23 protein-coding genes are annotated in these 24,844 nt (G+C 65.0%); 10 read left to right on the top strand and 13 right to left on the bottom strand.

The window, feature by feature from the left end; genetic code table 11:
* Positions 1–16 precede the first annotated feature (16 nt).
* The gene (locus GPJ75_RS07665; protein ID WP_246248961.1) at positions 17–1,549 is read right to left on the bottom strand and encodes an oligosaccharide flippase family protein; all 1,533 of its coding nucleotides are present in this window, start codon (positions 1,547–1,549) and stop codon (positions 17–19) included.
* Between the two features lie 276 nt (positions 1,550–1,825).
* Between GPJ75_RS07665 and GPJ75_RS07660 the strand changes: the two genes are divergently transcribed.
* Positions 1,826–1,978, top strand: coding sequence for a hypothetical protein (locus tag GPJ75_RS07660; protein ID WP_163266780.1), 153 nt, complete (start codon positions 1,826–1,828; stop codon positions 1,976–1,978).
* Between the two features lie 6 nt (positions 1,979–1,984).
* Here GPJ75_RS07660 and GPJ75_RS07655 read toward each other — a convergent pair whose 3' ends face one another.
* The 5 genes from GPJ75_RS07655 to GPJ75_RS07635 all read right to left on the bottom strand — a co-directional run bounded on the left by GPJ75_RS07655 (position 1,985) and on the right by GPJ75_RS07635 (position 8,807).
* Positions 1,985–2,662, bottom strand: coding sequence for a sugar transferase (locus tag GPJ75_RS07655; RefSeq protein ID WP_163266778.1), 678 nt, complete (start codon positions 2,660–2,662; stop codon positions 1,985–1,987).
* A 219-nt stretch (positions 2,663–2,881) separates the two neighbouring features.
* Positions 2,882–4,174: a glycosyltransferase family 4 protein gene (locus GPJ75_RS07650; protein ID WP_163266776.1), complete on the bottom strand. Its 1,293-nt coding sequence runs from the start codon at positions 4,172–4,174 to the stop codon at positions 2,882–2,884.
* A gap of 2 nt (positions 4,175–4,176) precedes the next feature.
* Positions 4,177–5,082, bottom strand: coding sequence for a glycosyltransferase family 2 protein (locus tag GPJ75_RS07645; protein WP_163266774.1), 906 nt, complete (start codon positions 5,080–5,082; stop codon positions 4,177–4,179).
* Positions 5,069–7,426 carry a GumC family protein gene (locus tag GPJ75_RS07640; RefSeq protein ID WP_163266772.1) on the bottom strand — a complete coding sequence of 786 codons (2,358 nt, stop codon included), beginning with the start codon at positions 7,424–7,426 and terminating at the stop codon, positions 5,069–5,071. Before GPJ75_RS07640 ends, GPJ75_RS07645 begins: the two co-directional genes overlap by 14 nt.
* 37 nt (positions 7,427–7,463) lie before the next feature.
* Positions 7,464–8,807 carry a polysaccharide biosynthesis/export family protein gene (locus tag GPJ75_RS07635; protein WP_246248960.1) on the bottom strand — a complete coding sequence of 448 codons (1,344 nt, stop codon included), beginning with the start codon at positions 8,805–8,807 and terminating at the stop codon, positions 7,464–7,466.
* Between the two features lie 311 nt (positions 8,808–9,118).
* On the opposite strand from GPJ75_RS07635, the gene GPJ75_RS07630 reads away from it, so the two are divergent.
* The 6 genes from GPJ75_RS07630 to GPJ75_RS07605 all read left to right on the top strand — a co-directional run bounded on the left by GPJ75_RS07630 (position 9,119) and on the right by GPJ75_RS07605 (position 14,634).
* Positions 9,119–10,249: a glycosyltransferase gene (locus GPJ75_RS07630; protein WP_163266770.1), complete on the top strand. Its 1,131-nt coding sequence runs from the start codon at positions 9,119–9,121 to the stop codon at positions 10,247–10,249.
* 38 nt (positions 10,250–10,287) lie between these two features.
* Positions 10,288–10,632 carry a hypothetical protein gene (locus GPJ75_RS07625; RefSeq protein ID WP_205602489.1) on the top strand — a complete coding sequence of 115 codons (345 nt, stop codon included), beginning with the start codon at positions 10,288–10,290 and terminating at the stop codon, positions 10,630–10,632.
* 397 nt (positions 10,633–11,029) lie between these two features.
* Positions 11,030–12,022 (top strand): hypothetical protein, encoded by a 993-nt coding sequence (locus GPJ75_RS07620; protein ID WP_246248959.1) that lies wholly within the window; start codon positions 11,030–11,032, stop codon positions 12,020–12,022.
* 192 nt (positions 12,023–12,214) lie between these two features.
* On the top strand, positions 12,215–12,571 hold the full coding sequence (locus GPJ75_RS07615) for a hypothetical protein (RefSeq protein ID WP_163266766.1): 357 nt from the start codon (positions 12,215–12,217) through the stop codon (positions 12,569–12,571).
* Between the two features lie 102 nt (positions 12,572–12,673).
* On the top strand, positions 12,674–14,134 hold the full coding sequence (locus GPJ75_RS07610; RefSeq protein ID WP_163266764.1) for a multicopper oxidase family protein: 1,461 nt from the start codon (positions 12,674–12,676) through the stop codon (positions 14,132–14,134).
* Between the two features lie 44 nt (positions 14,135–14,178).
* Positions 14,179–14,634 carry a DUF411 domain-containing protein gene (locus GPJ75_RS07605; protein ID WP_163266762.1) on the top strand — a complete coding sequence of 152 codons (456 nt, stop codon included), beginning with the start codon at positions 14,179–14,181 and terminating at the stop codon, positions 14,632–14,634.
* Positions 14,635–14,658: 24 nt separating this feature from the next.
* On the opposite strand, the gene GPJ75_RS07600 is transcribed toward GPJ75_RS07605, so the two are convergent.
* The 5 genes from GPJ75_RS07600 to dksA form a co-directional block, all read right to left on the bottom strand.
* Positions 14,659–16,770: a DUF294 nucleotidyltransferase-like domain-containing protein gene (locus GPJ75_RS07600; RefSeq protein ID WP_163266760.1), complete on the bottom strand. Its 2,112-nt coding sequence runs from the start codon at positions 16,768–16,770 to the stop codon at positions 14,659–14,661.
* 87 nt (positions 16,771–16,857) lie between these two features.
* Complete coding sequence (locus GPJ75_RS07595; RefSeq protein ID WP_163266758.1) at positions 16,858–17,655, bottom strand: ABC transporter ATP-binding protein; 798 nt, start codon at positions 17,653–17,655, stop codon at positions 16,858–16,860.
* Positions 17,652–18,536, bottom strand: a complete 885-nt coding sequence (locus GPJ75_RS07590) for an ABC transporter permease (RefSeq protein ID WP_163266756.1) — start codon at positions 18,534–18,536, stop codon at positions 17,652–17,654. Before GPJ75_RS07590 ends, GPJ75_RS07595 begins: the two co-directional genes overlap by 4 nt.
* Positions 18,537–18,691: 155 nt before the next feature.
* Positions 18,692–19,645: an ABC transporter substrate-binding protein gene (locus GPJ75_RS07585; protein WP_163266754.1), complete on the bottom strand. Its 954-nt coding sequence runs from the start codon at positions 19,643–19,645 to the stop codon at positions 18,692–18,694.
* Positions 19,646–19,923: 278 nt separating this feature from the next.
* A complete protein-coding gene (gene dksA, locus GPJ75_RS07580) occupies positions 19,924–20,340 on the bottom strand; it encodes an RNA polymerase-binding protein DksA (RefSeq protein ID WP_159586735.1) in 417 nt (138 codons plus the stop codon).
* A gap of 231 nt (positions 20,341–20,571) precedes the next feature.
* Between dksA and GPJ75_RS07575 the strand changes: the two genes are divergently transcribed.
* The 3 genes from GPJ75_RS07575 (at position 20,572) to GPJ75_RS07565 (ending at position 23,902) form a co-directional block, all read left to right on the top strand.
* Positions 20,572–22,038, top strand: a complete 1,467-nt coding sequence (locus GPJ75_RS07575) for a YcjX family GTP-binding protein (protein WP_246248958.1) — start codon at positions 20,572–20,574, stop codon at positions 22,036–22,038.
* Positions 22,035–23,108, top strand: a complete 1,074-nt coding sequence (locus GPJ75_RS07570) for a YcjF family protein (protein WP_163266750.1) — start codon at positions 22,035–22,037, stop codon at positions 23,106–23,108. The genes GPJ75_RS07575 and GPJ75_RS07570 overlap by 4 nt, the downstream gene beginning before the upstream one ends.
* Before the next feature lie 251 nt (positions 23,109–23,359).
* The gene (locus tag GPJ75_RS07565; RefSeq protein WP_163266748.1) at positions 23,360–23,902 is read left to right on the top strand and encodes a hypothetical protein; all 543 of its coding nucleotides are present in this window, start codon (positions 23,360–23,362) and stop codon (positions 23,900–23,902) included.
* 77 nt (positions 23,903–23,979) lie between these two features.
* Here the strand turns inward: GPJ75_RS07565 and folK are convergent, their stop codons facing one another.
* The gene (gene folK, locus GPJ75_RS07560; protein WP_163266746.1) at positions 23,980–24,495 is read right to left on the bottom strand and encodes a 2-amino-4-hydroxy-6-hydroxymethyldihydropteridine diphosphokinase; all 516 of its coding nucleotides are present in this window, start codon (positions 24,493–24,495) and stop codon (positions 23,980–23,982) included.
* Entirely contained in the window at positions 24,479–24,838 is a 360-nt protein-coding gene (gene folB, locus GPJ75_RS07555; RefSeq protein ID WP_163266744.1) for a dihydroneopterin aldolase, read from the bottom strand. The genes folK and folB overlap by 17 nt, the downstream gene beginning before the upstream one ends.
* Between the last annotated feature and the right edge of the window lie 6 nt (positions 24,839–24,844).

Raw genomic sequence — 24,844 nt, 5'->3', positions numbered from 1 at the left:
GGTCATCGCAGTACGCTCATTGGCTTGCCTCCACCCGCAATGAGCCGGTGTTCGCATCTTGATCGCCCGCCGCCTGAGACGCGGAGGTATGCTCTCTCGCCAGGGCGGAAAGCATGCTCGCGGCGAATTTCTTCAAAAGCAGCAGGACGAGCAGGTAGCCCGCGGCACCGGCTGTCGCCTGAAGCGCCAGCGCCGCCAAGGGAGGCAGCGTGGAGAGATCGATTGCCCGACCCAGCGCAAAGATAGCACAGAGCATCCCAGCGACGGCGAGCGCGACGAAACCGCTGCCGCGTACAACGCCATGCCAGTCGAGGCCGCCATAGCGCCCTTGCAGCCAGACCAAAGTCGCGAACGCCACCACGGCGGCGAGAACCTGCCCGCATGCCACCGCCAGCAGGCCGAAGGGCGCGAGGACGACGACGAGGCCAACGGAAACGAGCGAGTTTGCAAGGCCGACCGGGGCTAACCTGCGGATGTTGCCTTTGATGGCAAGCAGCGGCTCGGTCATGCTGCCGGTGATCAGCAGCAACTGCCTTATCGAAAGGATGCTCACCACCACGGCCGCTGGTGCCCATACCTCCCCAAGCAAGAGGTCGACGAAGCTGCCGGAGACCAGCGCCAACCCCAGAAAGACAGGTGCAGCGACGGCCAGAAGGACCGGGAGCAGCATGTTTCCCGCTCTCCTGACCTCGTCTTCCCTACCCGCTTGCGTGTCCTCACGATCGCGCGCGCGCCGGAAGACGATCCATGCGAGCGTACGCGCCGGCTCGCCCACGAGCTCGTAGAACGCCGCCACGATGCGCTCGGCTGCCCGGTAGTAGCCGACCTCGGCCAGACCGAGAAAACCGCCCACGGCGAACGTACCCGAATAGGAGCGGAAGAAGACGATCAGCCTGTTGGCGAGGACATGCTTTGAGAACCGTAGCACTTCGCGCGTGACGACCAGGCTCGGACCGGCGGGCCGCACCCAGCCGACGGCGAAGATCGAGCCGCACAGGATCACAAGCTGCATCGCCAACCGCCCGGCGACGAGGGCGAAGACATTCCACCCTATGAAAAGCCCGAGGACGGCCAAGGCGAGCCCCGCCGCCTCGGCGGTGATCCGGATGATCGCCTGGCTGTGCAATTGCCCGCGATGGACAAGCACCCCGTCATAGACGGTCGTCATCGCCGAAGGCAGTATCCAGCAACAGAAAAGCGCCAGAAGCGACGCCTCCCAGACCTTGTCGAAGACGCCGTAGAGAATGCCTGCGGCGCCCAACCCAAGGATCGTGAACAGAAGACCGCTCGCGAGCGAGATGGTCGTGACCTGGTCGAGGCGCCCTTCCCCATCGGCCGATTTCATAACGAATTCGGCCCATCCCCCCTCGGCCAGCACCACGAGGAAGATGGCAACGGCAGAACTGAAGGCGAAGAAGCCGAATTCCGCCGGCGTCAGGATGCGCGCGGCGACGACGAACGCGGAAAGCTGCGCTACCTGGGAGACGAGCTTGGCCGAAAGCGTCCAGAGGCCGCCACCAACGATGGTGGGGACGCTCAGGCGAAACATCCGTCTTGGTTCCGCTCCGGCGCTCACCCCGTTTGTCTCAACCACTATCCCCGCCCCCATGACTTGCCCTGTTGTCGGTGTAGAAGCCGTTCTTCATCTCCCCGGTATTCACGACCGCCCTTTCATCGGATAGGTTTCGTCGCGAACCGACGTTGATTCACCGCCTTCGGCATCAGGAGCACTTCGAGGACAGCCGCATGAGACATTCTCGTTTGAACGGTGGTGCATACAGGCCCGGCAGCCGGACGGGCTGTGACTTTGACGGATATTGAACGAATGGCGCGGAACGCGGGAAGGGAGACATATCTGGGCCGCATATTCCTGGCCCGGCCGCTGAGATCGCTGAGCACCAGGGCCGCGATCCGCTGGCTCGTCATCGCCTTCTGTCTCGTTTTCTGGATCGCCATCCTCGCCGCTTTCATCCTGTGAGCTGTCTCAGCAGCCGTTTCGGTCGAACAGCAGCACGCCAACCGTCCGCCACATGATCCTCAGGTCGAGATTGAGCGAGCGCGTGCGGTGATATTCCGCATCGAGATCGACACGATAATCGTATGAGGTGTCGCTTCGCCCCGAGACCTGCCAAAGGCCGGTGATGCCAGGCGTCATCGACAAGTAGCAGTGTATCCGGTCGCCATAGCGGGGGATTTCGTCCTCCACGATCGGCCGTGGCCCGACGATGCTCATCTCTCCACGCAGGACGTTGATGAACTGGGGAACCTCGTCGAGGCTCGTCATCCGGAGGAAGCGCCCAAGCCTATGGATCCGCGGGTCCCGCCGCAGCTTGTGTTGCGTGCTCCATTCCTGCCGCGCAGCCTCGCTCGTGCTCAACAGGTCATGAAGCACCTTGTCGGCATCGCGGCGCATGGTGCGGAATTTGAGGCAATCGAACGTCTTCCCGTCGCGGCCTACCCGCTTGTGCCGATAGATCAGCGGCCAGCCGTCGTGCACCAGCAGAAGAATGCAGATGATGGCAAGGGCGGGGAACAGAAACACGAGCGACAAAAGAGCAACAGAGACGTCGAGAGAACGTTTTACGGATTCTCCGGCTCCCCGTCTGTGCGAGGCATGGGAGCGGACCGATTCGCGAGTGGTGCTATCCAGCGTAGACAGCATAAAAATTCCCCAAGTGTTAATATACTTAGCTGGCCTCATCGCCGGCTACAGGAACAGATTATAATGTGGCTAACCAATCAGATATAATTCTATTGGTGTAACTTATACAGATATTTCGATGGCTTGGATTAAGCCTGCTTCCCCTATTTCATATCCCGTCGCTCTCATACGGCTTCACCTTGAATATCTTGCTCTCATGTCGCCCAAAAGTCTTAGAGCCTACGAGAGCGGATACACCTTTGCGGCGGCGCGCCTCGCACCGGCCGTGGCCATATTCATCGGCGGACGTGCATGTTCCAGAACGTCCGCATAAAGTGCCATCAGCGCCTCACACCAGGATTGCGGTGTGTTGGCCATGCGTGGGGCCTCCTGAAAGCCGTTCCGGCTCATGCGGCGCACGCCGAGGTCGTCGCACGCCATCGCCCGCATGGCGTCGGCGAGCGAATTGACGTCGCCGGTCGCGAAGCCCAACCCACAGTCCGCCTCGACGATCTCGCGGCTTAACAGCGCCCGCGATGGCACGATCACGGGAATGCCGCTGCCGATTGCCTCCAGCGCCGCCAGGCCAAATGGCTCGGGCACGCGCGAGGAAACGACAACGGCGCGCGCCTCCCGCACAAGCTGGGCAATCTCTTCCCGCTTCTTCCAGCCATGCAGAACGACCTCCGGATAGGAACGCTCCAAGAGCGCCCGCCCCGCCCCATCCCCGATCACGTGAAGCCGCACCCCCGCCATACGCGCGGCTCTTGCGGCATCTTCAAATCCCTTCTCCGGCTCCAACCGGGCGATGAAGAAAAAATTCCGGGATTTCCAGGGCTCTGCATGGGTCTGCGAGAATGGCTCTACCGGATTGCGGATCGTAACGACGCGTTGGTCCACTATGCCGGTGCGCTTGAAATAGCTCTGCATTTCCTCATGCACGAGAACGATATTCGCCGGCTGGCGCCGGATATCGTACAGGCTCTGGCGCAAGGCATGCCGCGCCGAACGCCACATCTTCTGGTGCACGCCGCGCTTGTCGCATTGCGTCAGCAGGCAACGTGCCGACATAGGCGTAAGGGGGCAGACAGACGCCTTCCGATAGTTGACGAAGCCGCCGTTCGGGCAAGCGAGAAAATAGTCGTGCGCGTGCAGGACGACACGCTCGCGCACCGTGTTCAGGGCCCGGAAGATCGCCGGCGAAAGGATCTTCGACCAGCCGTGCACATGGTAGACGGTCGATGGTGTGTCCGTGGTGCCGACCAGCCGGCTAAGGGCGGCAAATGCCGAGGCATTGTAAAGGCCGCCGACCAGTGCCGACAGGCGGCCCTGCTCCAGCAGCGGCGCACTGTTGAGGTTGACCGCATCCGTCTCGATTGCCGCCGCATCCGCCCGGTCGCCCGCAAAGAAGGTCACCGGAATGCCCCTTTCCCGCAACAGACGCGCTGAAAGGCGCGAGAGATTGGAAGCACCGCCCACATCGGCTGAGCGATCGTTGATGATGACGACGCGGTCTGGCCTCGGCTGTGTCATGGCTATTCGAGCGCCACGATTTTTTGCGGCGCCAGCCGGCCGCGAACGAGATCCGCCAGCGCCCGGAGATTGCCCTTCAAGCGCCCCTTGCGGTCCACCCACGGCTCGGGCGTGGTGAGCTTGACCGTGTTGGCGATGAGGTTTCGCGCGATCTGTACGGAAGCGTGCCGGAAGCTCATGGTTCTCTTGCGCATGAGATAGATCGGGTTGGCGATCTGCGAATAGCCGAAGCGGACGCCGGACGTGCGGCCTGATTTCGTGCCAAGATGAACACCGCGCAGCCGCCGCGAAACCACGATCTTTCCATAACGGGCCATCTGGCGGCTGAAATCGACATCCTCCAGCCAACCGTAAAGCGGCAGGTTTTCGTCGAAGGCCAATCCCTCGGCGCGCACCATTGCCATGCGCACGGCCATGTTGCAGCCATAGGCGTTGTAAATCACCTGTGGATCGTCCGCGGCGCCCGCGGGTTCATGCTGCCCGCGATCTATGATCGCCAGCGCCTCCGAGACATCTATGCCGGGGCCGGTGATCCCGTCCGCGTCGACCGTTCCCGTGCACATGACCACTTCCGGGTCCGACGCGAAAATCCGCTCCGTCTCATCGACATAGGACGGCCCCATGAGGAAATCGTCGTCCAGATACAGCAGGATGTCGGCGGTGGGGACATTGCGCAGGATATGATTGCGCTGCCGGCACAGGCCGCGCTCGGCAACAAGCACACGTATATTGAGCCCGACCGTGTCCAGCGCGGCCATGTCGACATCGTCCTCGCACGCCGCGCAGATGACGATCTCGTCCGGCCGACGGACTTGCCGCGCCAGATGCGGCAGCAACGTTCTCAGGATTTCGCGCCTGCCGCTGGTGGCGATGCCGATGGCAAAGCGGGTGCCGTCAGGTTGCGCCATGGCTGCCGCCGTAAAGCTGTGGAGCGGGAAGCGGGCCGGCAGGCCGCCGGCGGCGCGTGCTCCGATTGAAGATCACGCCGAGAATGCTCACGCGCGACTTGCCGAAGGTCGCCAGCGCCTCCGCCAGCCGCTCGACCGTCATCTTCCGATGATTGCCCATGACAAGCAGAATGCCGTCGAGATAGGAGCTGGCGACACGGGCATCGACCGAACTCTCGAACGCCGACAGATCAACGATGACGACGGCGTAGCGGCCGCGAAGCATATCGATCTGCGCCTTCAGAGCCGGCAGGTGGCCATAGCGATGGGAGGGATGCGCCGAACGCTTGATCTGATCGACCGTCAGCACCGGCACCGCCGCCAGATCGTCGGGTTCCTCCGGCAGCGACGGCTGGTCGCCCTCCTTCTCCTTCAGTTCCCCCTCCGCAAAGCGCGACGTGGTCTTGCGCTCGCTGTAACGCGGAAGGGGCTGCTCAACCTTGTCAGGCTCGACGGATGGTGCGGTAAGCCGCGCCATGGTGAGGCCCAGGTCCGCACCCTGCCCTGCCGCCAAATGGCTGATATGCGGGTGAGGGAAATTGGCATCGACGAGGATAACGGAGACGCCTTCGTTCAGGTAAAGCTGCGCCAGATTGGTGGCGATCGTCGTCTTGCCTTCGCCGGCATCGACCGAGGTGATGCCCAGCATGATCGATCCGTTCGCCGGAAAAGTTGCGTCGATGGAGTTCTTGACGCTGCGTAACGCTTCCGAAAAGTTCGAGTAAGGCGCGTCCAGCACATAGCGCAGGCTGCCGGTCTCGCTGCCGGACGATAGGTCCCAGGTCGGGCGGAAGCGTGCCGCCGGCACGTGGCCGAGCATGGGCAACCCCAACTCACGGCCGAGACGCTCGCCCGAACCGATGCGGCGGTCGAGGATTTCGCGCGCGCCGGCAAGGCCTATGCCGGCGGCGAAACCGAGCAGCATCGAGAACGGCAGAACCAGCGTCGTCTTCGGCCCAATCTTGGACAGCGGCGGTGTCGCCGCGGTGACGATGCGCGCATCGCCGACCGGAAACGACTGCTTCTGCAAGGCGGCGAGGAGCTGCTGTAGCAGGTTTTCATACATGCGCCGGTAGGTCGCTGCCCGGCTTTCCAATTCGGCGAGCTCGACGCGGGCAAGGTTCGTGCCGGCGGTGGCTTGCTTCAGGCCGTCGAGCCGTTCGCTCAACAGCTTCTCGCGCGTGATCGCGGTCTCCAGGTTCGTCTTGTAGACACCCTGAATGCGCACCAATTCGCGGCGGATCTCGCCTTCGAGTTGTGCAATCTCCTCCTTCGCCGCGCGCACTGGCGCTCCGCCCGCTCCATAGCGGCTCTGCAGTGTTTCCAGCTTGACGGTCGCCGCCTGAAGGTCCTCGCGCAGTTTGTAGATCTGCGTGTTGTTCAGCGCCTCGCCGACATAACCGTCCGCTATATCCCCGGCGAGCAGGCGGTTGATGGTCGCAAGCCTGGCCGATTCCGTGGCCCTGTTGGCCTGCGCCACCAGGAGCTGCGTGCTGATTTCAGAAAGCTGCTGGTGGTCGAGCGAGGCCGCATCGCCGACCTGTGTGATACCGTTCTTGTTGCGGTATTCCTCCACGTCGAGCGCGGCTTCGCGCGCCTGCTGGGCGACATCTATCAGCCGATCTTCCAACCACGCCGCGCCGCGCGTCAGGGCCTCGGCCTTGGCGTTAAGGTTCGCTTGCATATAGGCCCTGGCAATGGCGTTCGCAGCCCTTGCAGCTTTCACGGGGTCGGTCGAGGTGTACCCGATCTCCAGCACGTAGGATTGCCCGACGCGGCGAGCCGATACCCTGGACAGAAAGCCGGCCATCGTCCGGCGCATGGTCTCTTCTTCGTCCAGCACCCCCGCATCCTCCTCATCGGCATCCGGCTCGTTCCGGAAAAGCGTGAAGAGAAAGGCGATCCCCGAGCGTATGGCCGACCTCCAGGACCGGCTTGTCAGGATTTCCGGATCTTCAAGAAGATTGAGCTCCTTGATCACCGACCTGGCGATCGCCTCTGATTTGATGATCTCGACCTCGCTGGCGATTTCCGCCGCCTCGATGATGATTGTTCCCGTCGAGGGATCCTGGGAGGCGATGCGCGCCTGCTCATGATCGATCACCAGACGAGCGATGGCCGAATAGGTCGGCTCGGTCTTTGAAATGTAGAGCCCCCCGAGCGCGATGCCGACCACGGTCATCAGGATGAGGAGCAGGATGTGACGGCGCAGGAAAGACCAGATGTCGCGAAACGTGACATATTCCTTGCTCGCCGCCGACAGGCCGCGTTCGCCGCTAAGCTTGCGAATCTCCTGAACCACCATGCCCCTGTTCATCCATCCATGTTCGGTCGCCTCGCCCTTACCGGGAAAGCATTCCGCTGATCTCCGCGGCTCCTGCCGGTGCTGTCCCAACCGCCACCTCCGCCAAATCGAGACGCACCTCGAGAACATCGCCGGGCTCAAGAACCGTGCCGGGTGAAGCTTCGAAGGTATCGCCATTCTCGCCGCCCCGGACGATGGTGAAGCGCAGCGGATGCTCCTCGATGGCCATCTGCATGTCACGCCTTGCGATCGAGGCGCCTGTCGCCTGAAGCAGCCTTTCGTTGGTCTCCCGCCGCAGCTTCAGTTCCTCGATTTCCGCAATGGTCGTCTGCAGGTCGCGGCCGATTTCGGTCTTGCGCTGCCCCTTGAGGCTCAGTGCGTCGCGGTTCGTCTCGCTCAGCCTCTGCTTGGCGCGCATGGAGGCTATCGCCAGGTCCAGCCGCTCGCTCTGCAGATCGGCGACGACCCGCTCCAGCCCCGTCTCGCGCGACCGGGTGGCCGTGCCGCTGCTGACGAGCTTGGAGATGTCCTTGAGCTCGGCTTCGGCGATGCCAACCTGCCGGTCTTGCGCAACCATCTTTTCCTCGAGGACCGCGATCTCCTCGCTGAAGAGCGCACTCAACTCTTCCAGCGATTCAAGCTGACGCTCGAATGCCTCGGTCCGAGCCGTGAAGATCGTTTCCTCCTCGCGCAGGATTTGCGCGGTAGCGGCGGGTAGGCCGGCACCGCCGATCTCCGCCTGAAATTCGATCGTGGCTCTCCCGTGGAGTTCGGCTTCCAGCCGCGCCCGCCGCGCCATCGACCGATGCAATTCCAGATCGATACGCCCGAGTTCGCCCACGTAGCGGATCTGCTCCAGCTCCGAATATCCGCCCTGCGGGTCACTCTTCCGCGCCCGCCCGCCCGCCATCGCCAATGCCTGCAGGACGGTGAGGCCCGGCCGGTACTCGAACTCGCCGGGCCGGTCGACGCTGCCCGTCACATAGAGCGATGGGTACCGCACCACCTCGACGGTCGTGACCGGCGCGGTGACGAGCCCCGTCCGCCGTTTCAATTCCTCGGCGATTTCGGATGCAAGGGCGCTGGCGGTCCGTCCAGCGGCGGGAAGTTCGCCAACCAGCGGTATCGAGATCGAGCCCGACTGCGCAACCGCGTATTCGCCATTCAAAGGGGTCCATTCCCGGTATTCGCCCAGGTTGGGCACCCATTCCACCACCGTCACCTTGACCCGCGTATGCGGTCGGAGCTGGTACAATTCGTCCGCCCGCGCCGGCAGCGCTGCAAGACAGACGGCACAGACGATGATCGCTGTCAGCACCATGAAGGCGAGTTGCTGCGGCAGGCCGGGAGTTTCAACGATTTCTGTGCGGTTCTCTGCCATAAGATCCAAGCACCCCGGTGGAAAGGACGCGCGAAAAGCCCGCCCCTTCCTGCCGATCATCAATTGAATCCCGGCAAGGTAAATACCGTTGGCCCTAGTCCCTTTCGGCTATAGGCGGCTAAGCGTCTGCCATCTTCGACGCAGGTGGAACGCTGCATAAGGCCGATTCCAGCCCGAACGGATGAAGGCTTAGTCCCTTTGCGCCGGCGGATTGACCGTACAGATAGGGGATTGGCCTGATGTACGGCGTGTCCCCAAGCGCTCTTTCACGCCACGATCCCAACACTTGGATTCATTCCAGGAGGAATGTTTTGCGCGTCGCGATAGTCCATTATTGGCTGGTGTCGATGCGGGGTGGGGAGAAGGTCGTGGAGGCGCTCTGCGACATGTATCCCGGCGCCGATATCTTCACGCTCGTCTACGATGAAGAACGGGTCTCGGCGAAGATCCGGCGCCACAAGGTCACGCCGTCCTTCCTGCAGAAGATCCCCGGCGCGCGCAAGCATTACCAGTCCCTGCTGCCGCTGATGCCCTTCGCGCTCGAAAGCCTCGATCTGTCGGGCTACGACCTGATCCTCTCCAGTGAATCGGGACCCGCCAAGGGCATCGTCCCCGGGCCGCAGGCAACTCACATCTGCTACTGCCACTCGCCGATGCGGTATCTATGGGATCACTACCACTTCTACCGTGCCGGCTCCGGCCTTCTCACCCGCGCATTGCTGCCGGTCCTTGCCCCGGCGCTGAGGGCCTGGGACGTGTCGACCAGCGCGCGGGTCGACAAATTCGTCGCCAACTCGCACCACGTGGCCGCCCGCATCGAGAAATACTACCGGCGCGACGCCGCCGTGCTCAATCCGCCTGTTGCGGTTCAGGACTTCTCGCCCGCTGCCAAAATCGGCGATTTTTATCTCTGCGCCGGCCAGCTCGTCGGCTACAAACGCGTCGAGCTGGCAGTGGAAGCCTTCACGAAAATGGCGGAGAACCTTGTCGTCATCGGCGAAGGAAAGGAGATGGCGCGGCTCAAGCGCATGGCCGGTCCGACGGTCACCTTCCTCGGCCGGGCGCCCTCCCCCGTGTTGCGAGATATGCTCGCCCGCTGCCGCGCCCTCGTCTTTCCCGGCGAGGAGGACTTCGGCATCGTTCCGGTCGAAGCCATGGCGAGCGGCCGGCCTGTCATCGCCTTCTATGGCGGCGGTGCGCTGGATAGCGTCGTTCCCGACCGTACGGGCATCCTGTTCCAGGAACAGTCCGTGCAAGGGCTGATCGAGGCCGTAAGGCGCTTTCGGTCGATGGAAACGGCATTCCGCCCGGACCTGATCCGCAATCATGCCCTCCAGTTCAGCGAAGCAAACTTCAAGGCGAAGATGCAACAAATCATCGACGCGGAGCTGATGCGGCGGCATGGTGCCGGATCCCGCCTTCCCGAACGCGCCGCCGCCTAGAGTTACGGGTTGAGGTCGATGCGGAAGGGCAAGGTGGTATGATGTTAGGCTTTCTCACACGCAGGGAGGAACGCGACCGCTACGCGGACCATGAGCGGATCGCCACGCTCGAAAGGGTTCTCGACGAGATCGAGATGGAGCTGCTCGCCGAAAAGACAGGCTTCCAGAAGCGCTACGAATCCGCCGCCATCACTGCAGCCTTCGCCCAGCAATACTACGAAGACGAAGTCAATGATGCCCGGTCGTCGGCAAAGGTGGACGATCTCACGCGCTCGCTGAAGGCGTTCAGCGAGCGCATCGCGGCGCTGGACAGTCAGATCGGCCTTGTCACGGGGCTGCGAGGAGCTGTTCGCTCTTTCGCGGTCGAGCACGACATTGATTAGGTCCTCCCAACAGTCAGTCGATGCGGTGCGCGCCTTCGCGGTTGTGCATCCTGCACCTCCCAAATTGATTAGATCGATGGGCCGGATACGCTGATAGATAGAGAATGCTAACACCTATGCGCTGGGAATCTTGCACAAATATCTTAGCTGCATCAAACAGATACGGCTCTATGATCTGCTCTTACGACACGCAAATCGGGCCGTGTGGACGGGCATGGGCGATGCGGATTTCGAGGCAATAAGTTTCCTCAATTCCTTCATCAAATTGCCGCACAAACAAGAAGCCTTGTGGTTCGACAGCGGAGCAGAACGCGACCAACTCAACTGTCGGCAAACCGGGCAAGTACGGGTGATGTGGCACGCTAGCAGTTCCCAAAGACCGATTGCGCGAACCGACATGCCGAAGGTGCTGTCGCTCATCCAAAAGAATGTCGGCGATTTTGCGTTGGATGTCTCGGGCCTGCACGTTGTGGTTCCGGCAACCTTGGGGTACCGCGCGGCGACGGCGACGCTCGCGCTTCTGGCCGGCGCCGCGAGCGTGACGGCCATCACCCGCCCCTCCAACCGCTATCACTCCGCCCAGGAAGCGGCGGACATAACGTTGTCGCTGGCCGCGCTGGCGGGGGTTCGTGGCCGTGTCACGATCAGCGAGCGCATCGACCACCAGACCTGCAGCAACACGAACATCCTTTTCAACAGCGAACCCATCCCCCCCATCACGCGATCGATCATCGAGCGGCTGCCCAGGCGCTCGGTCATAGCGATGATGAGCGAGCCATGGATGCTGTTGAAGGGAGAGATCGACATCAGGGCGTGCCAGGAGCATCGGATCCCCATCTCCGCTGTCAACGAGTCCCATCCCGCGATCGGCGGGGCGGACTACCAGGCCGCTTTATGCCTAAAGCTTTTCCAGGAGGCGGGTATAGCGATCGACAAGACCTCGGTCGCGCTCATTTGCGGCAACCCGCTGGCTCGCAACCTCCAGCGAGGCATGCGGGCGGCGGGCGCCCAGGTCGAGGTGTTCCCCAATCCGGACATGGTGTTCACCCATTCCTGGGACGTTGTCGTCCTGGCGCAGAGGCCGACAAACCGGCCAAGCCTCGGCATCCACGATCTCGGGCGCATCGCAAAGGTCGCCCCAGATGCGGTTATCCTCCAGTACTGGGGAGATATCGACCGCAAGGCAGCCCGCTATTTCGACCTCAAGGTCTGGCCGCCGCGCACCCCCGGCAAGAGCCAGATGGGCATACCGCTGGAGGCGCTGGAGCCCGAACCGATGGTGCGCCTCATCGCCGGCGCACTCAAGGCCGCCGAACTTGTCCTGGCAGGCGGCCCCCCCGGCCCCGGCGGGGTGGCGCAGCTTTTCAACTCTTCCGACTGGACACTCTAGTGGTGCGATCCTGACAGATGGTACCCATCTGCGTCCGGAATTTCGACAAAACAAAGAGTTAGACCAGTTCATCGGATCCACGAAATGATGAACTGGTCTAACGGCGTCTTGGCCTGCAGGACGCGGCGGAAGGTCTCATATCGACGGGGCAGCTTGCCTTTTGGCGGCTTTGCGATCATCGTACCAAACGCTATGAAGCATCGTTCGGCACGCCAGGTCGTTACTTTTCTGCTCGCGGTATTCGTGACCGTGGGTTTGAGCCTAGCGCCGGTCCAGTCCGGCGATATGACGGTTCGGATGGCCACGGCGGAGATGACTGCCTCCGTCGACGGAAACTGCCAGGATTGCCCGGACACCGGCGGTGACCACGGGGCGCAAGCGCCCTGCCCGGCAGCGGCCTGCGCCGCTCCCACCCTCGCCGTGCTTCCGCATGTGCCGACGACGGCGATTGCCATAGTCTCGGCCCCGTCCTTGCCGCCGTCAGCCCCGATGAGCGGACGGTCCGCCCTGCCCGACCCGCACCCTCCCAGACCCGACGTCCTCGTGTGACGGGAGTGTCGGCCGCTCCACGCGGCCGGCGTCTGCGCCCTCACATGTGTCCGCACGCGCATCAGCGCTGCCACGATCTTAACCGTCCACAGGACGTAGGGCATGAGCAATCATTTCAGCAATCCCATCTCGCGCCGGGGGCTTCTTAAGGCCGGGGCCGGGTTCGCCGCCTTGGCGTTCCCCGCGCTTCGCCCGGCGCAAGCTGCCATCGGCAACGAATATCGGATCACGGCGAAGAAGGGGCGTGTGCCGCTGCTCGGCGGCCGCTACCCCGAAACGGCGGTGTGGCACTACAACGGCGCGGTGCCGGGACCGGAAATCCGGGTTCGCCAGGGCGAGAGGCTGCGGGTCGCCGTCGAGAACCGGCTTGACGAGGAGACCACGGTCCACTGGCACGGCATGCGCGTGCCGAACGCAATGGACGGTGTGCCGCACCTCACGCAGGCACCGATAGCGCCGGGCGAGACCTTCGTCTATGCCTTCGACTGCCCGGATGCCGGCACCTTCTGGTATCACCCGCACCAGCGCGGTTCCGAGCAGGTGGGGCGCGGCCTTTACGGTCCGCTGATCGTCGAGGAGCCCGAGCCGATCCCCGTTGACCGCGATGTCACATGGGTGCTCGACGATTGGCGGCTGCTGCGGGACGGGCAGATCAGCGACGACTTCGACAACATGATGGACGCCGGCATGGCGGGGCGGATCGGCAACACCGCCACCGTCAACGGCCGCCTGCCCGAGACTTTCGCCGTGCGCGGCGGCGAGCGCATTCGCCTGCGGCTGATCAACGCCGCCAACGCCCGCATCTTCGCCCTCGCGTTCGAGGGTCACCGCCCCCGCGTCGTCGCCCTCGACGGGCAACCGGTCGAGCCACACGCGCCGGAGGATGACCGGGTCGTCCTCGGGCCGGCCATGCGCGCCGACCTCGTCATCGACATGACCGGCACCCCCGGCGCGCGTTTCCAGGTGATCGACACCTTCTACCGGGACCTGGAATACCGCTTGTTGGACCTCGTCTACGCCGACCGCCCCTTGCGCGAAGCCCCGCCCGACACACCCCTCCGCCTGCCCGACAACCCGCTGGCCGAGCCCGACCTTGCAACCGCTGAGCGCCACGAGATCACCTTCGGCGGCGGCATGATGAGCGGAATGATGGGCGGCGGCATGATGGATGGAGGCATGCCGGGTAGAGACATGGGCAGGATGATGGATCGCATGATGCCGGGAATGCGCCATGGCGGCGTTTGGACGGTCAACGGCATCGCCGCCGAAGGCCACGTGATGGACCCCATGCTCACGCTCGCGCGCGGCCGCTCCTATGTGCTGGCCCTCCACAACGATACGGCCTGGCATCATCCGATCCACCTGCACGGCCATTCCTTCCGCGTGCTTGGCCGCGAGGGCACGCCTACGCGCCACCGTGAGTGGCAGGACACCGTGCTGATGGCGCCGCGCGAGCGGGTCGAGATCGCGTTTGTCGCCGACAATCCGGGTGACTGGATGTTCCACTGTCACATCCTCGAACACCAGGCGGCGGGTATGATGGGTGTGATCCGGGTCGCCTGAGACTGAAAAGACAAAGCAAAATGCGAAAGAAAGGAACTTGGCTCATGAAACGGACTTTTCCGATATCGATCATCGCTGCGGCGACCATTGGCGCCGCTGCAATGGCAAGCGGCGCGCCGGCTGCGGCGGCCGAGGTGAAAGCCGCGACCCTCTACAAGAACCCGCAATGCGGATGCTGCGAGGGATATGCCGAATACCTGCGCGACAACGGGTACACGGTCTCGGTCAAACCCACGCACGACCTCGCCCTCATGAGCCGCGAGGCCGGCATCCCGGACGAATACCAGGGTTGCCATCTGGTTCACATCGACGGCTACGTCGTCAGCGGCCACGTGCCGGTGGGCATCGTCGACCGGCTCATGAGTGAGCGTCCCGACATCAAGGGCATCACCCTGCCGGGTATGCCCATGGGTTCACCCGGTATGGGCGGCGAGAAGTCGGAGCCGTTCACGGTCTACGGGATCGCCGACGGCGCGCCGGAGGTTTACGCCGTCGAGTAGGTGGAACCGAAGTGCCGCCCGGCCTCACATCAGGTCGCGCACCAGTTCAGGGAGTATCTGCAGGTCCCGGAGCGCTATCCTGAGGGCGGCCTGCTGCGAGCGCGAGAGCGCGGCGATCTCCACCTTGTTGGAGACGGGGATGCCCTCGTGCCGGTCGCGGCTCTGCTGGGCGAGCGTAAGCGAAAGCACGAGGGTGTGGGCGGACAGTACGCGTTGAAGCGATACTTCGCTGCCGATCTCCCGCTCAAGCAGCCCTTCGAGACGCGCTCGGGTGGAGCGCACCCGGATATCGTGGCGGATCGACAGTGTGCGCGCCGCCGACACGATGGGGAAAAGGGCAAAGCGCTTGAGGTCCAACCGCCCCTCTTCGGTGCGAAACCGCCCGAACAGGGTGAACGGAGACGCCAGGTTCGCAAGCTGCTCGCCAAGCAGCAGCGGAAACGGCGCCTCGGCGTGCCCGCGCTGATACGCCTCCTCGAAAAGCGCCTCGCCGAGCCCTCGGTCACCGTGCACCGGGCTCAGGTCGAAGAAGATGTCGACGTTGAGAAGGTCTTGCGGGCGGGAGCGTCTCACCCACTGGCCGACGCGCTCCTTCCAAAGCGCCAGCGAGCCGCGCCACTCGGCGTTCTTCGCCATCACACCGCCGTTGCAATAGGCGATGCCGGCGGTGTCGAGCATGGCGGCGATCCGTTCTCCCAGCGCGGCAAACCAGCGGTCTTCCGGCCCGTCCGGCTCTCCGCTTTCGTAGACGATGGCGTTGTCCTGGTCGGCGGCAAGCAGGCTCTCGCCCCGCCCGGCCGAGCCGAGCACGAGCACGGCATAGGGCGAAGGCGGTCCGCCGAGGCCGACATCGCGCATCTCCTGTTCGGCGAGCACCGCCGCCCGGCGCGTCATCGCCCGCAGTTCCTCGCTGACGATCTCGGCGACGATACCGGCGTCCACCTCCTCGGCGGCCAGTGCATTGGCGACGGTGGGAAGGCTGGCCCAGGCGGCGGCCATTTCGGCGGTGGAGTTTGCTGCATCGATCGTGTCATCGAGTTGGATCGCCACGCTGGCACGCAGGCGCAGAAGATCGCGCGCCGAGATCACGCCGGCAAGCGCATCCTTCTCGTCGCGCACGCCGAGGTGGCGGATGCCGAGCCGCTCCATGCGGCCGATGGCGCGATAGGCGAAGGCCTGCGCGCGGATACTGACGAGCGGCCGGCTGGCAAGAGCGCCTGCCGGCCGCTCGAAACTCCTCTCGCCTTGCACCGCCACCAGCCGCAGCACGTCGCGCTCCGTGATGATGCCGTAATCGCCCACCGGCCCACCCGGTTCGCCGCTCTTGCTGACGAGGATCGAGCCGGTCTTCCTTTCCATCATCAGGGCCATTGCCGCACGCAGCGGGGTTTCGTCGCGCACAAGCACCGGCGGTCGCCTCATGAGATCGCCGACGTGGTGGCGGTAGGCGAAGGGATCGACGGCGGCAAAGGACGGCAGGGTCTCCGGGCTGGACGCCGGTGCGTCCCAGCCGGCCTTGTGCTGCCGTTCCCGCTCCTTGGCAAGCCGCAGCAAGGAGCGCTCGGCCTCGGCGAGCGTGCGGACGCCGCACGCCTGCAGCCGGGGCAGAAGCGCCGCGAAGATTTTCGCCGCGGAGATGGCATCTCCAAGCGCCTGGTGGCGCCCCGTCACCTCGATGCCGAGCCAGGCGGCGATCGCCTCCAGCGACGGGTCCCGAAGCTCGGGGTTGACGAGATGGCTCAACGTGCGCACGCACAGCGTTCGCGGCCGCTTCCACTCGAGGCCGGCGCGGCGGGCCTCCTGTTTGGCCACCGCCATGTCGAAGCCGACGGCATAGCCGACCAGAAGGCGCCCGGCACGGAACGCCTCGAAGCGTTCCCAGGCCGTGGCGAAGCTGGGCGCCTGGCGCACCATCGCATTGGTGATGCCGTGGATGCGCATGGCTTCGGGCGGGATGGGCACCGCGGGGTCGACCAGGGTCTCGAAGGTGCGGTCCGGACGCATCGCCCCACCGGCGATGGCGACGCCGCCGAGCTGCACGATACGCGCCTTGCGCGGATCGAGCCCGGTCGTCTCCGTGTCGATCGCCACCGCGTCGAGCGCGATCAGCGGAACCGCTCCGACAACCGCCTGCATAGCGCCTCCCCTTGCCGCGCCCCGCCCGAAAACGGCTTATAGCGCGTCTTCGTACCCTACGCCATCGGGCGTCCCGGCACGGAGGCCCTACCCGATGCGCAGCGAATCGTCGTCGAGCTCCTCGCCGCCACGCACGCGGCGGAACATGGCGACGAGGTCGTCCACGTCCATGTTCTTGCGGCGGTCGCCGGTGATGTCGAGCACGATGCGGCCTTCGTGCAGCATGACCGTGCGCGAGCCGAGATCGAGCGCCTGACGCATGGAATGGGTAACCATCAGCGTCGTCAGCCCATGGGCGGCGACGAGGCGGCGGGTAAGGTCGATGACGAACTCGGCCATACCGGGGTCGAGGGCGGCCGTATGTTCGTCGAGGAGCAGCACCTCGGCGCCGGCGAGCGTGGCCATGACGAGGGCGAGCGCCTGCCGCTGACCGCCCGACAGCAGGCCCATGCGGTCGCCCATGCGGTCTTCCAGGTCGAGGCCGAGCTCAGCCACCCGCTCGCGCAGGAGCGCCCGCCGGTCGGCGTGGAGAGCGGATCTGAGGCCGCGCCGGGCGCCGCGCATGGCCGCAAGCGCCAGGTTCTCCTCGATGGAAAGGTCGGCGCAGGAGCCGGCGAGCGGATCCTGGAAGACTCGGGCGACACGGCGCGCCCGTTTGGCCGGGGCCTCCCGCGTGACGTCGCGACCGCCGATCTTGATCGTGCCCTTCTGCGGCGGCGCGTCGCCGGCGATCGCCGCCAGAAGCGTCGACTTGCCGGCGCCGTTGGAGCCGATGACGGTGGCGAACTCGCCCTCTGTCAGCGCCAGGTCGATGCCGTTGACGGCTCGACGCTCGATCGGCGTGCCGGGGTTGAAGGTGACGTGGAGCGCCTCGACGGAGATCATTGGACGGCCCTCCTGCGGGCACGCAGCTTCGGCAGGATCAGCGCCAGCGTGACGAGGACGGCGGTGACGAGGTTGAGGTCGGATGCCTTGAGAAACAGGAAATCCGCCGAAAGCGCCAACTGCACGGCGACGCGGTAGACGACCGAGCCGACGACGACGGACAGAAGCGCCACCAGCATGGCGCGGCTGCGGAACAGCGTCTCGCCGACGATGACCGCGGCAAGCCCCACAACGATGGTGCCGACGCCCGAGGTGACGTCGGCAAAGCCGGCGATCTGCGCGAACAGCGCGCCGCCCAGCCCCGTCAGCGCATTCGACAGACCCATGCCGAAATAGATCTGGCGGCCGACATCGACGCCGTTGGCCCGCGCCATGCGCGGATTGGCGCCGGCCGCGCGCGTCGCAAGGCCGAAATCGCTGCCGAGAAAGCGTGCCAGAAGCAGCACGGTCGCAAGCACCAGGACGGCCAGCACCGCCGGCCGCACCAGGTGGTCGGCAAGGCCAAGGTCGTAAAACGGCGTGATCACGGTCTCCCGGTTGAGCACGGCCATGTTGGGCCGGCCCATGATGCGCAGGTTGACCGAGAAGAGCGCGATCATGGTAAGGATCGAGGCGAGCAGGTTCAGTATGCCGAAGCGGACATTGAGGAAAGCCGTCACCAGCCCGCACAGGGCGCCGCCGATAGCGGCGAGCACACAAGCAAGCCAGGGGTCCCAGCCGGCGGTGATCGCCACGGCAGCCACCGCCGCTCCCAGCGGAAAGGAGCCGTCGACGGTGAGGTCCGGAAAGTCGAGCACGCGGAAGGCCAGGTAGACCCCGAGGGCGACGAAGCCGTAGATCAGGCCAAGCTCGACGGCGCCCCAAAAAGCGATTGCAGACATTGGATCGAAGTGCTCCGCAGCGAATATCCCAAACTTGCGCCTTCCGGTGGCCCGAACGGGCGGTCAGTGCAAGGGAAAAATGGGGGGTGCGGCTTTAGGGACCGGTCGGCGCGCGCCCACTTCAGATTCGCGCGCCGACTTCTGCGTCTCCGGCCCTACTCGATAACCTTCGAGGCCCGCTGCACCATCTCATCGGGAAGCGTTACGCCCATGGCCTCCGCCGCATTGCGGTTGACCACCAGGTCGGTGCCGGCGGCGAAGGTCACTGGAATGGCGCCCGGCTCCTCGCCCTTGAGCACGCGCACCACCACTTCGGCGGTCTGCTTGCCGAGCGCGTAGTAGTCGAAGCCGATGGAGGCCAGCGTGCCGCGTTCCACCGAGTCCGTGTCGCCGGAGATCAGCGGCAGGTCGTTCTCTTCCGCCACCGCGACCAAGGCCTCGAGCGCGGAGACCACGGTATTGTCGGTGGGCACGTACATGGCGTCCGCCTTGCCGACCAGGCTGCGCGCCGCCGCCTGCACGTCAGCCGACTTGTTGGCCGCCGCCTCGACCACCGAAAGCCCCTCTTCCTCGGCCGCGTTGCGGAAGTGCTCGAGCAAGGCCACCGAGTTCGCCTCGCCGGGATTGTAGACGAAGCCGATGCTTTCCACCGAGGGCACCAGTTCCCTGATGAGTGCAACGTGCTCGGCGATCGGCGTCAGGTCGGAAACGCCGGTGACGTTTCCGCCCGGCGCCTCGATAGATTCGACCAGGCCGGCTGCCAGCGGGTCGGTGACCGCGGAGAAGACCACCGGGATATCGCGGGTAGCCGCGGCGACTGCCTGGGCGGAGGGGGTGGAGATCGGCACGATCACGTCCGGCGCGTCGCCCACGAATTCGCGTGCGATCTGGGCGGCCGTGGCGGGATTTCCCTGCGCAGACTCGTAAGCGAATTCGAGGTTCTCGCCTTGGCGATAGCCGGCCTCCTCCAGCCCGTCGCGGACGCCGTCACGCACGGCGTCGAGCGCCGGGTGCTCGACGATGGCCGTCACCGACACTTTGACGGTCTGGGCTGAAGCTGCCGTTGCCAGGGCAAGGCTCGCCGCGGCGACAAGAAGAAATTTTCGCATGGGTATCTCCCTAGTCGATGTTGCCTGATGTTCTTTTTGGGCGGACCGGTTGTCGGCCACGATCCGCGGCTACCGCACCGGCGCAGCCCCCGAAAACCGCCAACAGCCGTGCAGCGGCCAACTCTTGGCGACTTGCCGGGAGATGTCAATCTGGAGAGGATTGAGGCTGAAGTAGATTGAGGCTGGTGCAGATTTAGGGCTGGTCCGGCTTTGAGGAGAGACGCGATGCGGGGCGGCCGGGTGGAACCGTCTCCGCGCGAGAGGTCTGCGCGGCCCGCTTAGTCGTCGCGGTATACCTTCTCACGACGCTCATGGCGCTCCTGCGCCTCGATGGAGAGCGTGGCGATGGGGCGGGCGTCGAGGCGCTTCAGCGAGATCGGCTCGCCCGTCTCCTCGCAATAGCCGTAGGTGCCCTCGTCGAGGCGCTGCAACGCGGCATCGATCTTGGCGATCAGCTTGCGTTGGCGGTCGCGCGCCCTCAATTCGATGGCCCGGTCGGTCTCCGAGGAGGCACGGTCGGCAAGGTCGGGATGGTTGGCATTCTCCTGTTGGAGCGCGTCCAGCGTCTCGCGCGCTTCCCGCAGGATATCGCTCTTCCAGTTGATCAGCTTACCGCGGAAATAGGCGCGCTGGCGCTCGTTCATGAAGGGTTCGTCCTCGGAGGGGACATATTTGGCATCGACGGTATCGCTCATCGCTCACCCCACTGCTTACCAGCGGCGCCTATATATTCGGGCGCGACGGCGGCGACAAGCGTAAACCGCGCTGCAATAACACAATTGTCAAAACCGCCGACATTTTCAGGTGAAAGCGGAAATGCTCTGCGGCGGGCGGTTTCGTTCCGTGGGCAGCCGGTACGCCAGCCATTTCATCGCCGCGCCCCATCGCCTATATCCGGAAGGCCTTGAACGAATCGGGGGATGCCCTTGCCATCGCTGACCAGTCTGGCCGACGAGGCCCGCATTGCCCTCGATACCGTCGCGGACCGCGCCACCGGCCTCTGGTCGCCGTCGGTCAGGCTCGGCGTTACCGGCCTTTCGCGTGCCGGCAAAACCGTCTTCATCTCCGCGCTCGTCCACAATCTCGTCCATGGCGGCCGCCTGCCGCTGTTCGAGGCGCAAGCCTCGGGGCGGATCGCCAAGGCCTATCTCGAGCACCAGCCCGACGATGCCGTGCCGCGCTTCCAGTACGAGGACCATATCGCCGATCTTGTGGACAAGCGCATATGGCCGGCGTCCACCCGCGCCATTTCGGAGCTCAGGCTCACCGTCGAATACGAATCGGCATCGGCCTTTGGGCGCATGTTCTCGCGCGGGCGGCTGTCGCTCGACATCGTCGACTACCCCGGCGAATGGCTGCTCGACCTGCCGCTCATAGGCAAGAGCTTCGAGACCTTCAGCCGCGAGGCCATGGAACTGGCCGAGCTTCCGGTGCGCGAGGAGGTTTCCAGGCCCTGGCGCCAGCTTGCCGCCAGCGTCGACCCCGATGCTGCCGCCGACGAGATGCTGGCGCGGCGCCTGTTCGACAGTTTCTCGGCCTATCTCGCCGCCTGCAAGGAGGATGCCCGCGCCCTGTCCACCCTGCCGCCCGGCCGCTTCCTGATGCCGGGCGATCTCGAGGGCTCGCCCGCGCTCACCTTCGCGCCGCTCGCCAATCTGCGCGAAGGCCGGGCGCGCCCCGGCTCCATGCGGGCGATGATGGAGCGGCGCTACGAGGCCTACAAGACCCACGTCATAAAGCCCTTCTTCCGCGAGCATATCGCCCGGCTCGACCGGCAGATCGTGCTGGTGGACGCCATGCAGGCCATCAATGCCGGCGGGCCGGCGGTGGCCGATCTGGAGCGCGCGCTGACGGAGATCCTCGCCTGCTTCCGCCCCGGCCGCGGCAGTCTCCTGACCGGCCTCGTCTCCCGCCGCATCGACCGCATCCTGATCGCCGCCACGAAGGCCGACCACATCCACCACGAAAGCCACGACCGGCTGCAGGCCATCGTGCGGCGGCTCGCCGACCGCGCCATCGCCCGGGCCGACTTTTCCGGTGCCGCCGTCGAGGTGGTGGCGATGGCCGCCGTGCGCGCCACCCGCGAGGGCGCGGCGACACGCGGACGCGAGAGGCTTCCCGTCATCATCGGCAGTCCGCTTGCCGGCGAGACCATCGGCGAGGACACCTTCGACGGCGAGACGGAGACGGCGATCTTCCCCGGCGACCTGCCGGAAAGCCCCGCCGCCTTCTTCCGCAAGGACGTCGCGCCCACCTCCGGCGATCCGGCGATCCGTTTCGTGCGCTTCCGCCCGCCGAAGCTGGAGCGCACCGCCGAAGGGGTGACGCTTTCCCTTCCGCACATCCGCCTCGACCGCGCCCTTCAGTTCCTTCTGGGAGACCAGCTCGCATGAGCCGCCGCCCTGCCGCCTTCCGCATCGAACCGTCAAAGACGCCGAAAAAGCCCGAGCCTCGGGAGAGCGGGCGTGGGCCACGCGCGATGAAGGTGGACGAAGCGGTCACCGTCACCCCGGCGGAGATCGACATCTTCGAGGCGCTGGAACCGGCCGCCGCCCCGCCCGCGCCGGCCACGGGCACAAGGCGGGGCTCGCGGCTTGGCAAGATCTTCTTCGCCGCCTTCGGCCTCCTCGTCTCGCTGGCGGTAGGCCTTTGGACGGACCGGCTCATCCGCGACCTCTTTTCGCGCGCCGATTGGCTCGGCTGGCTGGCGGTAGTGCTCGCCGCCACCGCCGCGCTCGCCCTTGTCGCCATCCTTGCCCGCGAGTTCATCGCCCTTGCCCGCCTCTCCTCCGTGGACCGGATGCGCCGCCGTGCCGAGAAAGCGTATGAAGGTGACGACGCACGCGCTGCCCGCGCGGTGGTGTCCGACCTCACCGCGCTTCTGGCCGGCCACCCGGAGACGGCGGCGGGACGGCAGGCGCTCAAAGGCCTGGAAGGCGACATCATCGATGGGCGTGATCTCCTGCACATCGCCGAGAAGGAGCTGCTCGCTCCCCTCGATGCCCGCGCGCAAAAGCTGGTGCTGGACGCCGCCAAGCGTGTCTCCGTGGTGACGGCCGTCAGCCCGCGGGCTCTGCTCGATGTCGGCTACGTGCTCTTCGAGGCCGCGCGTCTTCTCCGCCGCCTGTCGGAGCTCTACTGCGGCCGGCCGGGTTTCCTGGGCTTCCTGCGGCTGTCGCGCAGCGTCGTCGCCCATCTCGCCGTTACCGGCTCGATGGCCGTGGGCGAGACGTTCGTGCAGCAGATCGTCGGCCATGGCATCGCCGCGCGGCTGTCGGCGAAGCTCGGCGAAGGTGTTGTCAACGGCATGCTGACGGCGCGGGTAGGCATCGCGGCGATGTCGGCCATCCGCCCCCTCGCCTTCCACGCGGTGCAGCGCCCCGGTATGGGCGATTTCCTGAAGGCCGTGACGCAATTCGCCTCGAAGGCGCAGGAAACACCTGCGGAAAAGCCAAGATCGTGATGCCTTTTCGTGGAATCGGCACCACGATCCATCTTTTTGTTTTAGCATGCTCTTACCCGGAAACCGGTGTCCACTTTTGGAGATCATGCTCAAAATGACCGCGTAATAGGGCTTGTCTAACCTGGCCGCCTCCTCCACTCTCGGCAAACTGTCATCGGCCGGCAAGAAGAGCGGCCGGCGGTGACAAAGCGTTAACCAAAATTCTTCATGCTTGTCCTGCCTGTTCTCGCCAGCTGTCCATCCAGGTGCCCATGTCTTCGACCCTGCGCAATTTCGCCCTTCTGCCTCTTGCCGCGGCACTTGCCACCGGCGTTGCCTTTTCCGCCGATGCCTCGGAGCGCGACAAGCAGTTTTTCGAGCAGGTGGAAGGCAACTGGTCCGGCCCGGGCGAGATCGTCGCCGGCAAGTACAAGGGCACCAAGTTCATCTGCAACTTCGCCGGCACGACGCCGGGTGGAAAGATCGGCATGGCGCTCGACGGGGGCTGCCGGGTCGGTGTCTTCAACCAGGAAATGTCGGCCAAGGTGGAGCGCTTGGCCTCCGGCTACCGCGGCACCTTCCTCGACGGGGCGGCCGGCAAGGGGCTCGACGTGGTGAGCGGCACGGTGAAGGACGGCCACGCCGTCTTCGCCATTCACCGCAACGAGTTGACCGGCGCCATGCGCGCCCAGATATCCGACAAGGATACGATGAACGTCACCATCTCCGTCCATGTCGAAGAGGAGCTGGTGCCTGTCATCGGCATAACGCTCAAGCGCCTCGACGCGCGGACCGTTGGGGCGGTGGCCGACTGAGCAATTCCGGGAAAAAGCCCGGAACTACGACAAAACAACGAGTTGGATTAGTTCATTCGACAAAACGATGAACTGGTCTAAGTCTTCCACCAGCTACCGTCGGCGCTGACCTGCTCGATACCGGAGATATCCAACCGGTCGAGGTGTTCGGCGACCCGCCGCCCCTCCACCGCCAGGTCGGGCGCAATCTCCGCCAACGGCAAGAGCACGAAGGCGCGCTCCAGCATGCGCGGGTGCGGGATCACCAGCCCGCCCTCCGACACCTGCTGCTGCCCATACACCAGGATGTCGATGTCGATCAGCCGTGGCCCCCAGCGCTCGCGGCGCTCGCGTTTCAGGGCGCGCTCGGTATCGAGGCACAGGTCGAGCAGCCGGCGGGGCGGCAGGCCGGTACGGATCTCGGCAACGGCGTTCAGGAAGTCCGGCTGGTCCTCTATGCCCCAGGGGGGCGTGCGGTAGAGCGCGGAGACCTTTTCAACATGCACGTCGGCATCGGCATTCAGCGCGCGAAGCGCTGCCGCCATCGCCTTTGCGGGCTCGCCGATGTTGCCGCCGAGACCGAGGAAGACGCGGGTTTCATTGCGGCCAGTCAATCGTCACCTCGACATGATCGAGCACGCCGGGCACCGGCGCGTTCGGCTTTCTAATGGTGATGGAGGCGCGCTTGATCTGCGGAAAGCGCTTGCAAAGCGCCTTGCCGACCTCCAGCGCCAGCGCCTCGATCAGGAAGCGCCGCTTGCCGGTAACGATCTTCTCGATAACGGTGAAGGCGACGCCGTAATCGACCGTTTCCTCGATGGAATCCTCTTCCAGCGCCCGGCCGGGCTCCACGGCAAGCTCGGCATCGACGTAGAAGCGCTGGCCAAGCCTCTCCTCCTCCTCATGCACCCCGTGGCGCGCGAAGAAGGCGCAGTTCTTCATCCGGATGATGTACATGGGCGC

It is taken from the genome of Chelativorans alearensis (genome assembly GCF_010993735.1).
Taxonomy (GTDB): Bacteria; Pseudomonadota; Alphaproteobacteria; order Rhizobiales; family Rhizobiaceae; genus Chelativorans; species Chelativorans alearense.
The sequence above is the reverse complement of the archived record's forward strand: the minus strand, read 5'-3'. Positions and strand labels throughout refer to the sequence as shown.